The sequence below is a fragment of the Clostridium transplantifaecale genome (assembly GCF_900626075.1).
Taxonomy (GTDB): Bacteria; Bacillota; Clostridia; order Lachnospirales; family Lachnospiraceae; genus Otoolea; species Otoolea transplantifaecalis.
The window spans coordinates 26,628-40,554 of record NZ_UYZY01000004.1 but is presented as its reverse complement, the minus strand read 5'-3'; the positions used below and the strand labels follow the sequence as shown (position 1 = coordinate 40,554).

General features: G+C 46.5%; 15 protein-coding genes. 4 read left to right on the top strand and 11 right to left on the bottom strand.

Annotation, left to right across the window (positions count from 1 at the left end):
- The first annotated feature begins 193 nt into the window (after nucleotides 1-193).
- Nucleotides 194-823 carry a flavodoxin family protein gene (locus tag EJL91_RS15240; protein WP_125142834.1) on the top strand — a complete coding sequence of 210 codons (630 nt, stop codon included), beginning with the start codon at nucleotides 194-196 and terminating at the stop codon, nucleotides 821-823.
- 211 nt (nucleotides 824-1,034) lie between these two features.
- On the opposite strand, the gene EJL91_RS15235 is transcribed toward EJL91_RS15240, so the two are convergent.
- The gene (locus tag EJL91_RS15235; RefSeq protein WP_125142833.1) at nucleotides 1,035-1,520 is read right to left on the bottom strand and encodes a low molecular weight protein-tyrosine-phosphatase; all 486 of its coding nucleotides are present in this window, start codon (nucleotides 1,518-1,520) and stop codon (nucleotides 1,035-1,037) included.
- A 465-nt stretch (nucleotides 1,521-1,985) separates the two neighbouring features.
- Here EJL91_RS15235 and EJL91_RS15230 point away from each other — a divergent pair, with 465 nt between their 5' ends.
- The gene (locus EJL91_RS15230; RefSeq protein ID WP_125142832.1) at nucleotides 1,986-2,540 is read left to right on the top strand and encodes an RNA polymerase sigma factor; all 555 of its coding nucleotides are present in this window, start codon (nucleotides 1,986-1,988) and stop codon (nucleotides 2,538-2,540) included.
- Complete coding sequence (locus EJL91_RS15225; protein WP_125142831.1) at nucleotides 2,533-3,618, top strand: DUF4179 domain-containing protein; 1,086 nt, start codon at nucleotides 2,533-2,535, stop codon at nucleotides 3,616-3,618. The genes EJL91_RS15230 and EJL91_RS15225 overlap by 8 nt, the downstream gene beginning before the upstream one ends.
- Nucleotides 3,619-3,775: 157 nt before the next feature.
- On the opposite strand, the gene EJL91_RS15220 is transcribed toward EJL91_RS15225, so the two are convergent.
- The 4 genes from EJL91_RS15220 to EJL91_RS15205 form a co-directional block, all read right to left on the bottom strand.
- Nucleotides 3,776-4,534 carry an alpha/beta fold hydrolase gene (locus tag EJL91_RS15220; protein WP_125142830.1) on the bottom strand — a complete coding sequence of 253 codons (759 nt, stop codon included), beginning with the start codon at nucleotides 4,532-4,534 and terminating at the stop codon, nucleotides 3,776-3,778.
- Nucleotides 4,535-4,641: 107 nt separating this feature from the next.
- Nucleotides 4,642-4,923 carry a CD3324 family protein gene (locus tag EJL91_RS15215; RefSeq protein WP_125142829.1) on the bottom strand — a complete coding sequence of 94 codons (282 nt, stop codon included), beginning with the start codon at nucleotides 4,921-4,923 and terminating at the stop codon, nucleotides 4,642-4,644.
- Nucleotides 4,924-5,130: 207 nt separating this feature from the next.
- Entirely contained in the window at nucleotides 5,131-5,457 is a 327-nt protein-coding gene (locus EJL91_RS15210) for a branched-chain amino acid transporter permease (protein ID WP_125142828.1), read from the bottom strand.
- Entirely contained in the window at nucleotides 5,454-6,146 is a 693-nt protein-coding gene (locus EJL91_RS15205; protein WP_341467016.1) for an AzlC family ABC transporter permease, read from the bottom strand. Before EJL91_RS15205 ends, EJL91_RS15210 begins: the two co-directional genes overlap by 4 nt.
- A gap of 161 nt (nucleotides 6,147-6,307) precedes the next feature.
- Here EJL91_RS15205 and EJL91_RS15200 point away from each other — a divergent pair, with 161 nt between their 5' ends.
- A complete protein-coding gene (locus tag EJL91_RS15200) occupies nucleotides 6,308-6,859 on the top strand; it encodes a helix-turn-helix domain-containing protein (RefSeq protein WP_125142827.1) in 552 nt (183 codons plus the stop codon).
- A 360-nt stretch (nucleotides 6,860-7,219) separates the two neighbouring features.
- On the opposite strand, the gene EJL91_RS15195 is transcribed toward EJL91_RS15200, so the two are convergent.
- The 6 genes from EJL91_RS15195 to EJL91_RS15170 all read right to left on the bottom strand — a co-directional run bounded on the left by EJL91_RS15195 (nucleotide 7,220) and on the right by EJL91_RS15170 (nucleotide 13,869).
- Complete coding sequence (locus EJL91_RS15195) at nucleotides 7,220-8,329, bottom strand: putative NPN-dependent ornithine cyclodeaminase (RefSeq protein WP_125142826.1); 1,110 nt, start codon at nucleotides 8,327-8,329, stop codon at nucleotides 7,220-7,222.
- Between the two features lie 325 nt (nucleotides 8,330-8,654).
- The gene (locus tag EJL91_RS15190; RefSeq protein ID WP_125142825.1) at nucleotides 8,655-9,950 is read right to left on the bottom strand and encodes an acetyl-CoA hydrolase/transferase family protein; all 1,296 of its coding nucleotides are present in this window, start codon (nucleotides 9,948-9,950) and stop codon (nucleotides 8,655-8,657) included.
- Between the two features lie 21 nt (nucleotides 9,951-9,971).
- Nucleotides 9,972-10,781 carry an enoyl-CoA hydratase-related protein gene (locus EJL91_RS15185; protein ID WP_125142824.1) on the bottom strand — a complete coding sequence of 270 codons (810 nt, stop codon included), beginning with the start codon at nucleotides 10,779-10,781 and terminating at the stop codon, nucleotides 9,972-9,974.
- A 107-nt stretch (nucleotides 10,782-10,888) separates the two neighbouring features.
- Nucleotides 10,889-11,413, bottom strand: a complete 525-nt coding sequence (locus EJL91_RS15180; RefSeq protein WP_125142823.1) for a nitroreductase family protein — start codon at nucleotides 11,411-11,413, stop codon at nucleotides 10,889-10,891.
- A 12-nt stretch (nucleotides 11,414-11,425) separates the two neighbouring features.
- The gene (locus EJL91_RS15175) at nucleotides 11,426-12,451 is read right to left on the bottom strand and encodes a 1-aminocyclopropane-1-carboxylate deaminase/D-cysteine desulfhydrase (RefSeq protein ID WP_125142822.1); all 1,026 of its coding nucleotides are present in this window, start codon (nucleotides 12,449-12,451) and stop codon (nucleotides 11,426-11,428) included.
- A 41-nt stretch (nucleotides 12,452-12,492) separates the two neighbouring features.
- Nucleotides 12,493-13,869, bottom strand: a complete 1,377-nt coding sequence (locus tag EJL91_RS15170; protein ID WP_125142821.1) for a sodium:solute symporter family protein — start codon at nucleotides 13,867-13,869, stop codon at nucleotides 12,493-12,495.
- Nucleotides 13,870-13,927 lie beyond the last annotated feature (58 nt).

Sequence of the window (13,927 nt, the reverse complement as noted above, 5' to 3'; positions counted from 1 at the left end):
ATCCGGCGGATTGGGGCATCTGGCGGAGTTGCGATGTCTGACGGGGTTATGCCGCCTGACAGGGTTATGGTATCTAACGGGATTTCGAACGGGATTTTGGCGCCTGACGGATTTGTCAGACTCTCCCAAAAAGAGTATAATGGATTGAGAATGGTAACATGACTGTATATCAATGAGCAAAAGGAGGAATCAAATGAAAGTACTGTTAATAAACGGAAGTCCGCATAAAGACGGATGTACATACACAGCTCTTCACGAGGTGGAATGTCAGCTTCAGAAACACGGAATGGAAACGGAAATCCTTCATGTCGGCCGCCAGAACCTGCAGCCCTGTATTGACTGTAAGAAATGCTGGGGAAAAGGCCGCTGCGTCTTTGATGATATCGTTAATCCGGCGATTGAAAAAATCAGCGCCGCCGATGGAATTGTTATCGGTTCGCCCGTCTATTTCGGAGGTATTACCGGAGGACTGAAAACATTTCTGGATCGGGCTTTCTATGACGCCAAACGGCTCTATTCCGGCAAACCGGCCGCTGCCGTTGTAAGCTGCCGGAGGGGCGGCGCCAGCACTGCGTTTGACCAGATTAACAAGTATTTTCTCATCTCATCGATGCCGGTTATCTCCTCCCAGTACTGGAACAGCGTTCACGGTGATTATCCTGACGAGGTGAAAGAAGACCTGGAAGGTTTGCAGACCATGCGGGTTGTAGCCGACAATATGACATGGATATTAAAGTCGATCGAAGCCGGAAGAAACGCCGGAATCCAGCCGCCGGTGCGGGAAAACCGTGTGAAGACGAGCTTTTATAAGCCTCATAATTGATAGGGCGATGCGCAGTAGATTAGGGTAGATTAGGGTAGATTAGTATCAATTGGTATGGAGTGATATACATTCGTAAAGCAGGCAAACGGCCATATGGCTGATGAGCAAATTAAAAGCACATGTGGAGGAAAAACTAAAAACGGGAGACTCACTACATTCATGAATCTCCCGCCTTTTCCTGTCATATGTGCCTTTTACAGGGTTCTGATTTTTATCTCTCTTTTCTCTCATTCAAAAAATCCAGAAATGCCTCACATCCCTCTCTGATATCCTCATACGCCGTGTCAAAATCGCCGGTGTACCAGGGATCCGAGATATTGCGGGGGCGGTCTGAAAAATCGAGAAGCCGAAATACTTTACTGTCCGTATCTCCGCCCAGAATCCGTTTCATATTAATAATGTTGCGCTCTTCCATTCCTAAAAGGTAATCATATTTGCCGTAATCGCTCTTTTTAAGCTGAACAGCCCTCTTATCATCACAGGATATCCCGTGTTCCTGAAGTTTCCGCCTGGCCGGCGGGTAAACCGGGTTGCCAATCTCCTCCGTACTCGTGGCGGCGGATGCAATGTAAAAATCTGCGCCGCGGCCCTGCTTGGTTACCATGTCACGGAAGATGTATTCCGCGAGGGGGGAGCGGCAGATGTTGCCAAGGCAGACGAAAAGGATTTTAATGTTATTCTGAAATTGCTTAGTCATATATGCCATATCTCCATTAATTTTTAATAATTAAAGTCTACTACAACTTCATTTTTTCAACAAGTATTACTTTTTCATTCATCTATTTACAGCCTGTTTCCCATCTTTTATAATTGATACAGTCAGTTCCTACTGCTGGGTGACTTCCATCTCCGATAGGGAATGGTATGACATGAGTACATATGAGACACTTTAATCGATCCTAAAGTCCATATTCGGATTAATTTTTCCTTCCCGCCTCCTATTTCACGCCCTCCTTTCTTTGCTACAGGTAAATTTTAATATTGGAAGAAAACTATCTCCCCAATTTGTATCATATCAAAACCATTTTTTAATATCCGCAATAATATAAGTACATCTCATTTTTAGTCAAATTAAGACTTTTCAAAAATATTCCCGATTATACTGAAACCTTTTCCAACGGACTGCGTACTGTTAGGTAAGATACATTAAAAGGAGGATGCCATGAATGATTACGAAATCATCCAGAAAATGAAACGCAGAGAGGAAGAAGGGCTGCGTGTTCTGATGAAGCAATATACAAACTATGTGACCGCCATCGTCTGCAACATTTCCCAGGGCATTTTGCTGGTGGAGGATGTGGAGGAGCTGTCTGCCGACGTGTTTCTGTCCGTCTGGAACCATGCGGACGGTTTGAAAGAGGACAGGCCGCTGCGTCCTTATCTGGCGCAGGCCGCACGCAATGCGGCAATCAGCAGACTGCGGAAGATAAAAGAGATTACTCTCCCCTTTGACGAGGACATCATATCACTGCATGTCGGGGAGAATCCGGATGAGCTGGCAGTCAAGCGTGAACAGACCCGGATTATAAACTCCGCAGTAGATGATTTTGGCGAACCGGACCGGGAAATATTCATCCGATTTTATTTCCTAGGAGAGCGTATTGAGGCCATCGGAAGACGGTTAACCCTGAATCAGGCAACGATTCGCACCAAGCTGCACCGATGCCGTAAACGGTTAAAAGGGATCTTTGAAGAAAGGGGATACCAGTATGAGTAAAAAGATAAAAATCAGCGATTTATGTTCCCGGCTGGAGCAGCAATACATTGAAGATTTGGACGTGGAAAATATGACAGAAATGAAACCTTCTGAGCAGCGTATTGAAGATATCGTATTCAAAAAACTCCGCACGGAACAGGAAACGGCCGCATCGGCCGGAAAAAGAGAAACAATTAGAAAGAAATCATGGAAGATATTATTAATCGCAGCCGTCCTGTGTCTGTTTTCAACGACCGCATTTGCTATGGCCGGAGGTTTTGACTACTTCCGCTCCATCTTCGGGGATACCGTGGACAATGCGAAACAGGATATTTTGACACCTCAGATTACCGTATCCGACAGCACCCGACAGATGTCCCTGGAAAGTATGCTGACAGACGGTTATAAGATCAACCTGATCGTGTCACTGAAAACCATATCCGGCCAGCCGGACAACGAAATTACTAAAAAGGAACTCCTTGATTTGTTTCATGTAACCTTTGATTCTCCTGTTTCCGGCTCCGGGCAATCGGATAGCACTATGGCGTTATCATGCAATGAACTGACGGAGTTTTCGACGAAGAACCAGCATTTATATCATATCCAGATGGATTCTCTGACCGACTGCACGGGCTGGAATATAAAAATCTCCCTGTCCGAAGATATGGGCGGCCTGTCCCTGGAATCCGTTATTAAAGGCTCCGCCGCCGCTACCGAGCTCACGATTAACCAGACAATTGACAGCAGCCTGACGATTGAAACAATACAGATATCGCCGTTAGGCATCCTCGTCATTGGAAATGAGACAAATGCATCCGGCGGGCTTCCCACCCCGTCCATCAGTCTCACATTCAAAGACGGGCAGGAAGAGGATCTGATTACTCCCGATTCTTTTGACTCCGGAGATGACGGAACCGTAATCGGAGGCGGCGGAATCGTACTCAGCAGCGATCCAACTGCCGGTCCGCTTGTGGTCTCAACATACGGGCAGAGAAACCCAAGCGGAAAACTTGCTATCGCAGGGGAATTCGGGCGGATTATCCAGATAAAAGAGGTACAGTCCATTACCGTAAATGGAGCCGTATATCCGATTAATTAACAAAACTGCCCTCCATTAAATTTTTAAAAAAGTCAAACGCATATTAAAAACAGGGAAGGACTCCAATATCATGGAATTCTTCCCTGCTTATTCATTCTTTAAATGTTCCCTAAGTCACTGATATTCTAATATTCTGATGTCCTGCTTACCTATTTCCCTATACTCCTAAGAATTCTTTTGCAAGCTCTGAAAATTTCTCCGCATTCGTCAGCATGGCCGGATGCCCGCCGGTAGGAAAGAAATGTAGTTTTGCATCAGGTATTTTATCCGCCATATCCCTGAATGTTTTTTCTATGTCCATTTTTTCCGCAAATTCATCATCTCCCAGGCTTACCGTCAGAAGAGCCGGAGTGTTTAACTGCGACAGATCTTTGTGGAAGAAATTTTTTATGGACTTCTCATGCCTGATGATAACGTCCGTATCATTGTCAACGACATTTTCCCAGTCGCAGCCATGGCAGTATTCCCAAAGCAGACGCATTTGTTCAAGGCTCTTTGTCTGTCCGCGTTCTTCCCGGACGGTATCAGCCCAGGAGCTGAGGACGCTTTCCCCCTCAAAACTGTCTGCAATTACTCTGCGGACCAAATCCTCACGTTCCAATGCCACATTCAGGGCGGCCAGCGCTCCTCCGCTTGTCCCGATCAGGTTCACCTTTTCATATCCTTTATGCAATATCAGTTCAATAATCTGCATCGCCTCATCATACCAGAAATCCACCGGGAATTCTTTGAGCCGGTCGGAGTTTCCATGCCCCAGGAAATCTACCAGAATCACGTTAAAGTCATTCTTGTACAGGTCAACCACCCCGCCGAACATCTTTGATGAAACACTGTTGCCGTGCAGCAAAAACAGCGGCTGCCCGGAACCAGTTTCTTCATAATAAACATTTTTACCTGCATATTTATAAAATGCCATCTCCGCCACCTCCATAAAATCAATTTATAATCCTATTATACCAGCGCAGGAATGGCGGTTAAACCTCCTGTTTGTTCATCAAATGATTATGTTCTGCGGTTCAGGCGTCATATAAAATTTATGTTCTTCTCTTTTTTAAGTATCCGCCGGATGCTTTTTTCAGCTAGATGGTATTTTTCCGACAACAGAATGGTACTCATCCCACCTTGGTAATCCCGGTATATCCGGTTGTTGCGGGCTGCCAACACCTGTCTTGTATCCGTATTTTCTCCCCAGCATTTTTTATTGGATTCTTTTTTCGGAATGTAGATTGCCTGGCCGTCTACGTACTCCTGTATCTGCGCCACAATCTCTTCCGGCAGTAAATCGTATACATTACGATAGCTCACTTCGCGCCTCCTAAATTTATGATTTTAGGATTGCAAAGGCTATTATCACGATTATGTTAAATATTTTTAATTTAATGTGCCATAGCCTTTGCTATGCACAGCTGCTTACTCCACAACCCATTCAGGCGCCTCCTTTGCTCATTAATCCATTTTTAGCATTGACACTTGTCTCCCAACGGATTTAAGTCAATGTTTTTCTTCATTATATCACCGGAAACACGTCTGCACCAGAACCATATACAGAACTGTTCCTCCGCCGATGCTCAAAAGTGTATTCTTTTTCCACTTATGAAGGATATAAATAAAAAGAACGGCTATCCCTTCGGGCGCTCCATGATACGGCGTATAAAAAGCGTCTTTCAAACTGTAAACCACCAGCAGGCCGATCACGGCATAAGGCAGCACCGTTCCAAGGTAGGCAATATAGGGCGGCGGTGTCTTACCCTCCGGGAAGATCAGGAATGGAAGAAATCTTGTGAGCATCGTACCCAGTACGACGACGAGAATCGTAATTACACTTTGAATGGTAGTCATTGTGCCGCCTCCTTACTTACTTTCTTTCTGTCCAGTGTAAAACACAGAATAATCAGCGCCATAGCCGGTATGATGAAACTCTGGCTTCCGAAAACCAGCAGGCAGAGCAGAGAACATGCGAGCCCCGTGAGAGCGGAACGATGATCTTTTGTCTCCTCCCACTGGTTGATAAACATCACCACGAACAGGGCAACCATCACAAATTCAATGCCTGTTGTATCAATATGTATGACATATCCCAGCAGAGCTCCCAGGGTTGCTCCGACAACCCAATAGATTTGATTGAGCATGGTTACAAAAAACATAAACCATCCTCTGTCTACCCCCGGCAGCATCGTTGCAGTGCAGTTAATCATGAACGCTTCATCACACATCCCGAAAATCAGATACGGCTTTTTCCAGCCCAGGTTCTTGTATTTATCCAGCATGGAAATCCCGTAGAAGAGATGCCGTGCATTAACCATCAGTGTCAGACAGAACGCGTAAAACGGGTTAAATGCCGACAGCAGCAGATTCACAGTGACGAACTCCATTGAGCCTGCATAGATAAAGAAACTCATAAGCATCGGATAAACAAAAGAAAATCCTTTGCTTCTCATCAGGAACCCATAAGACATTCCGATAAATAGGAAACCCACACAGATTGGTATTGTGTAAGGCAAAGCGGCTCTGAATGCTTTCATTTTCATAACATCATTTCTCCCTGTTTTTCTTGATTTTTTATCAAAGTTTTTTTATACTGTTCTATATAATTATAAAATATTGAACGCTCGTTTGATTCAGCGAACAAATCGTTTTATATATCATACAATCGTTCGCTATATCTGTCAAGTCGAGAGAGGGGTATTAAATGGATCTTGGAAAAATAATTGCACTCAACTTAAAGCAGCTCCGCACCGAACGCAACCTGACACTGGGACAATTATCAAAAATCTCGGGTATCAGTAAGGCTATGCTTTCGGATATTGAAAAAGGAGGCAGCAATCCGACCATCAATACCATCTGGAAAATCGCAAACGGCCTGAATGTCCCATACACGAGATTAATGGAAGAAATAGAGAAAAAAGCGACCGTAATCCGGAAATCTGACTCCATGATGCAGACTGACGAGACAAAACATTACCGGGTATATTGTTATTTTACAAGCACTCCTATCCGCAATTTTGAATTATTCTATGTGGAACTGGACGCCGAATCCTCCAATGCCTCTATCGGGCATTCCGAAAAAGCAGAGGAGTACATTTATGTTATCCAGGGGGAACTGGTGCTTCACACGGAAACAGAGGATTATACACTAGGCGGTGGGGATTCCCTCGTATTTGATTCCTCCATTGCACACACCTATATCAACCGCAGGAATACGCTCCTTACCTTTATGGTGGTAAATTTCTATCCGAATTAGGAAAGTGGGGAACTATGTGAAACTATAGGTAACCTGACCTGCTTGCCGCCTCCCATATAACCAAAATCGTTTTCTGCCGTGTACCATCACCGATACAAAATACCGGTATCAGATTGCGTATGTCAAAACACCCCTGTACAGATCATTTAATCCATACAGGGGTATTTCATCTTAAGCAACATTCTTCTAATCTCTTTTATCAGACTGTATTGCTCACTTACCTGTTCTTCTCTTCAGTACCGACCTTTTTTACGCGGCCCCTGCCCCATTTCACGGCTTCAACTCTTTATACAGTTTCAATTCTTTTTACAGCTCCAGTTCTTTTCACAGCTTCAATTCTTCTCACAGCTTCAATTCTTTTTACAGCTTCAGCCCTTTACTTACATTCACAACAAAATCCTGCACATTTGTTACGATTCCTTTTGCCGACAGGCTGCCGCGGTCTCCCAGCTTATTCACTGCAAACTCCGAGATGTCAACCGTATAGAAATAAACCTGACGGATTGTTCCATCCGACATCACGCGGAATGACGGCGTCATATTACCCGTTGCAACGGAATGAAGCGTGGTAGCCATACAGATGACCGTAGTTGCCTGGCTGATGCATTTTCTCATAGCATCCTGGCCCTCATATACATTAGCGTGAACCTCCGGAAGCGGCCCGTCGTCACGGATGGAGCCGACAAGCACAAAAGGCACCTCTTTCTTTACACAGCTGTAAATAATACCGTTGTCGATCCCCTCTTTCTCAATGAAGGCCGGAATGGAACCGTGGTATTTTACCTTATTGATCGTATCGATGTGATTGTAATGGCCTCCTTGGTAGCTATGCTGCGTATAGATATCCTGCCCGAGAGCCGTTTTCAAATAAGCTCCCTCCAAATCATGGGTCGCCAGAGCATTTCCGGCCAGCAGCGCGTCTACGTAACCATTCATCACCAGTTTTGAGAACGCCGCCCTGGAATCGGCGTCAAAAGCACAGGCCGGGCCAAGAACCCACGCCACATAGCCGTGTTCCTTCTCATATTCAAGCAGCTCATAAATGTTATCATAATCCCGCGAAAAAGCAGTCTCCCTGGAACGGCTCTGACGGAAAGCGAATGATTCCTGGCCGTCCTTACCATCTGCCGCGTTCCCGGAAAACTCGCTGAAGCCGTCCGGGTACACATAGATCCCATCTTCTGCATTCTCCGTCCTGCCTGTAAATACCATATCGCCCTGTTTCAGATTCCTGAATTCGCGGACGCAAATCTTCCCGTTCTCATAGACTGCGACACAGTCCATTCGGCTCTCCTCAGCCAGCAGCCAGCGGCCGCCCACTTTAAAATACTCCGGGAAAATCGTGGTTGCATGATATCCGTCCGGAGCGACTCTGTCAAACGGAGCAGGCTCAAGCTTTGCTTCCGGCGCCTCCGTGAACCGGGGCAGCGTAAAATCCGGGGCCTGATACGTTTTTAATTGAAATGACATGATAATTCCTCCCTGTATCTCAGTAATTGTTTTCAGTTACACCATTTATTCCGGCACTGATCCGATGTTACATTTGTCCGGTCTTGCATTTGCCTGGTCTTTCATTTGTCTGGTCTTTCATTTTTTACGGCGTTGGTTTCATATTATATCCGCGGCCATTCTTCTATAACTAATTTATCATATTTTGATACTTCCAACAACCACCTGAAAATAAAAAAAGCCTGCCGGTTTTCTCTATATAAAGGGGAGTGAAAACCGGCAGTGTATTTACACCCTGTAGCATATGGGATGTAAGCAATCTGTACTTCTGTATATTTATTATTTTTTAAATCAAACCCAGTTCTTTGGCCTGGAAGGTAAGTTCTTCTCTGAATTTCGGATGTGAAACCCGGATTAGTTCCCTGGCCCGTTCCGCCACGGTCTTTCCGGCCAGAACAGCCGCGCCATATTCTGTGACCACATATTCCACCATGGTACGCGTCAGGGACACCGGGGTTCCCGGGGTGAAAAACGGAACTATCTTGGAATATTTTCCATTCTTCGTAATGGACTCGACTACAACAATGGATTTTCCGTCCGGACAAAGCGCAGCGCCTGTTGAAAAGTCGGCAATTCCGCCCATGCCGGAATACTGTTTTCCTTTCAGATATTCCGAATTGGCCTGCCCCAGGAGATCGACCTGCACAGCATTGTTGATTGCCGTCATTCTCCTGTTCTGCGCAATCAGGCCCGGATTTAAAACATTCTGGCAGCTGTTCATATTGATTCCCGGATTGTGGCCGGCAAAATCAAACAGTTCCCTGGAACCTACAAGCTGTGCGCAGACGGAAACTCCCGGATGGAGTGTCTTTTTTCTGTTGGTGATAATTCCTTTTTTTGTCAGTTCCATCAGCAGATCTCCGTAGATTTCCGTATGGACTCCCAGATCTTTTTTAGGCTCCATGTACATCATGGCGGAAGAATTCAGGCGTCCCAATCCCACTTCTATCGTAGCCTCATCCTCCACAAGTTCCGAAAGTGCGTTACCGATTGCCCTGTAAACTTCGCGGCTTTCTTCGGCATCGTCAATCTCCCTTATGTTAAGGGGATACCCATCTCCTTCCACGATATAATCAAATTCGGAAATATGTTTTACATTCGCCCCGAGTACAAACGGAAGCTCCGGGTTGATTTCGGCAATGACAAGTTCCGCCTGGGTGGCAATCACCGGCATTCCGTCCGCCGCATTTCCCATCGAAACGTAGCCGTTTTCGTCAGGCTTCGATACGCAGGGCATTGCTATCCGGCATTTCAATGCGTTCATCGCCAGTTTACCGTAACCCGAAAAACCGCAGGGGATAAATTCAGCAAAACCGTTCTCTATATATTCCCGGTTCATGCCGTCCATGAAACTGAGGAAAACCCTCACTTCATCTCCCAGCCCCTCAAGTTCTCCCAGAAAGTTGGTCTGGGAACAGAAATACGTCACATTTTTTAAGTCTTTTCTCTTTCCCAGTTCCCTGAGGATTGTCTTCGGCTCCCTTGTCACAGCGCAGAAGCTGTCCCCGCTCCTCACCATGGCCGCCGCCTGAGCCGCTGTTATCAGTTTTTCATTATAGCTGTCTTTCCATGTCTGACACATTTTCGTTCTCCATTGTCCGTTTTATGAGCGGTTATTTTTCCATTCCAGCGCCGCTTTAAGTCCCTGGCTGTTCACAATGTCGTTAAATTCCTTCTGCGTCTGGGCCTGGTTGATACGGCACAGGCTGAAAATCTCTGCTGCAAAGTCCATGGCGTTGACCATGCCCTGAATCTCATACGTCTTGTTGACCTGGTATTTTAACATAGCCATCGTATCGGCAGGCATTCCGGCAAGTCTCTCGGCAACCTTCATTGTCTCCTCTTCCAGCTTCTCAAACGGCACCACCTTATTTACAACGCCGCATTCACGGAGGTCTTCCGCAGTCAGATATTCACCGAGATACAGGAGCTGTCTCGCTTTGTTCATCGGGAGTTTCCACGGCTCAATCAGGATGTCGGGAACATAGGAAAATGCCACTTCCGGCTCTCCGAACCTGGCGTCCTCGGATGCAATCACCAGGTCACACATAAAAGCAAGATGGAGCCCGCCGCCGATGCAGAATCCCTGCACAGATGCAATCACGGGTTTTTTGCATTTCCAGACTTCCCGCCATGTATTCAATTCCATTGCCGTATTCTCTCTTCTTGGAATCACGTCTACAATCGGCTCACCGATACTTTCCTTAATGTCAAAACCCGCGCTGAATGCCTTATCTCCCACCGCACTGATGACAATTACGTTGGTATCCGGATCCTGATCCGCCATTTTAATAAATTCTCCCAGGTTCTCCACCAGTTCCTGGTTAAATGCATTTCTCGCCTTCGGGCGGTTGATAATAACTTTTCCGATTTTCCCCTGTTTTTCATATAAAAGTACGTCTGTCTGGCTCATAATATCTGTTTCCTCCTGCTGTTTTCTGCTTTATTTCCCAATTTTTTTATTCCATTTTTTGCTTTTGAATTCCTGTATTTCCTCTTTTACTTTTTTATTCCTGTGCCTCAGTTTCCATCCTTCTCACATTTCCACCGCCCCATATGGACACGGCTCTCATCCCATCTGTCTTTTGCCGTTTTCTTAAATTCCGGATAGCCAAATGACATCAGACAGAGGATCTCTATCTCATCCGGGATGCCGAATTCCGGCCTTATGGTTTTTATCCTCTCCTCATTCGGATAAACACCCAGCCACACGCCTCCCACTCCCAGGTATTCTGCCTCCAGAAGCATGTTTTCAGCGGCTGCCGAACAGTCCTGGATCCAGAAGTCGAACCTGTATTTCTGCAGTGACGGGTCTGCGCACAGAATCACCGCAAATGCAGCTTCCGGTAGCATGGCTGCATGGGGATGAAGCTTAGAGAGCCTGATTAAATCCTCCCTGTCCTCCACTACCAGAAAATGCCACGGCTGTTCATTACCGGCAGACGGCGCACACATCCCGGCGCGCAGAATCTTTTCTATCTTCTCACGTTCCACCGGCCTGTCCAGATATTTTCTTGTACTTCTTCTCTCAAAGATTTCTTTCATGGCAAATACTCCCTAATTTGGTCCGCACTGTGCAAACAATGAGGCAAATCCACCCGTGTGGATATAAATCACAGGCAGGCCGGCCCGGCCTTTTTCTGCTTCCGTGACAGCGCCCACCACCGTTTTGCTGCAATAAATATTTTCAATATAGATGCCGGTCAGATGAGGAAAACGTTTTACCATCCGGCTGCTCTCCTTTGTATTGCTGCCCCAGCCATCCCCGGCGTAGCGGTCCGTAACCTCACACAGCGATTCCAGCCCGCACCCAATCGGGCCGGTATATTTTTCCGTTTCCTTAATCAGCTTCTTTATACGATTCTCTAATATCTCTTTGCTGTGCTCCACGCTGATCACCGTGATCTCAAATGGCATATTTTCCAGATAATTTCCGCATATAAGGCCGGCCGCTATGCCTCCGTTGCCTCCCGGCACAAAGATACGGCCCAATTTTTTTGGTGCATCCGTTCCTGCCGTTTTACCCTCTGATTTATGAACCGTAATATCGCCCTTTACCATCTCCTCTTTTATCTCCCGGAGCATGTCGATATATCCAAGAACTCCCAGCCCGGTGGAGGCGCCGTTTTCTATCAGAAAGGGCTTTTTTCCTTCCGCTCTGTATCCGTCACAGAGCAGAGCCGCCTTTTCATTCCGTTCCACGCCGCTGCAGGAACCCAGGAAGACTTCACGCACATCCAGTATTTTATTTAATACCATGTTCCCCCTTCTGTCCTCCGGCTGAAATGAATTATAGACGAGGGTACAGTCCAGGGGCAGCGCCGCGCAGGCTGCCGCCACAGTTGTGCACAGATTTGATTCATACGGTCCCGACGCGACCACGATGCCGCATCCTTGGGAGACCGCCTCCTCCAGCAAATATTCCATGCACCGCACTTTATTGCCTCCCGGCCCCAGTCCGCTCAAATCTTCTCTCTTGATGTAAAACGGCACGGGCAGCGAAAATTCTTCCTCTACTCTCCTGATTCTCTGGAGAGGGGTGGGATAACACCCCAGCTCCAGTTTCCTGTGATATAATTTCATTTTTCCTCCGCTCAATTATTGCAGACGTTAAATTGCAGGCGTTAATTAGAAGCTTCCTTCGGCTGCGTCATAAGGCTCACTGCCACATAGGCAATCAGGGACGGCAGAATCGGGAAAATGGATGATACGGGAAGTTGCACGCCGCAGTATTTGTACAGGACTACAAAGAGCATGCCTGTTATCGAGCTGGCGATTGCGCCTGCCTTGGTTGCCTTCTTCCAGAAGATTCCTCCGATAAACATGACCAGCGTCCCGGCGCACATAAAGGTGTAGGCCGCAGACAGCATGGATATAATTGTTTTTGCCCCGAGAGCCAGATAAAGCACGATAAGGCCGATTAAGAATGTAGCGATGTGGGCAATCTGATTTAACTTCTTCTCGCTTGCATTTTTATCAAAATATGCCTTGTAAATGTCATTTGTGAAGGAGCCTGTTACGTAAATAAGCTGCGAGTCTACCGTCGACATTACAGCCGCCATCAGCGCTGCAATCATGAGGGCAGCCACGAGCGGCGGGAATGCCTCAATCAGCACGTGGAACAGAATCGTTCCCGGCGCTGCGTCAGGATATAATGCGATGCCGTACATACCAATCATAACCGGAAGCACTACATAAGGAAGCAGGATCATCGCGCCCCAGAATGCGGAATGGAATGCCGTTTTTTCATCTTTACAGGACATATTTCGCTGGAAAGACGCACTGGAAATCAGGCCGTACAGCATGGACGGGAACAACATCATAACCCAGGTGTCGATTTCAAAAGGAATCAGCTCATAGAAAGAGCTTGGAAGGACTTCTTTCATCAGTCCCAATCCGCCCTGTGACAGCATGCAGCCAAATGCAATTAAGGTACATAAGAAAATCACGCCTACCTGAATCATATCCGTCATAAGGACTCCCCACTGGCCAGACATAGTGGAATAGATAAAAACGATAAGGCAAACCGCAGCGGCGCCCAAGGTTGCGTTCATGCCAAAATAGGAAAACAGGTTTCTTCCTGCAATAATCTGGCCTGCCATGATACTCATAGCTGCCAGCGCATTGACTACTGCAAAGATGGTACCGGTAATCCTGGCCCCATAACGCTTATTCAGGATATCCGACATCGTAAGCTGTTCCGTGCGGTAAAGTCTTTTTGACAGAACAAAGGCAAAAAGAACGTATCCCAGGGCGGAACCTACGCCGTACCAGATACCTCCGATTCCGTATATGGCGCCATACTCCGCACCTCCCACCACGATACCGTTTCCGATATGGGAACCAATATAGGAACCGCAGACCATCAGAAATGTCCCCTGTTTGGCCGCTGTCAGATAATCCTCAAATGAATTGGCATATTTTTTACCATAAAATCCAACTGCCAGCATTCCCCCAAGATACAAGATCATAACGACAACGATAAGCTGTAAAATATTCATACCCTTCCTCCTGTTCTTTCTCGACAAACGTTACTGTTCACTCCGTACCCAAAAAAAT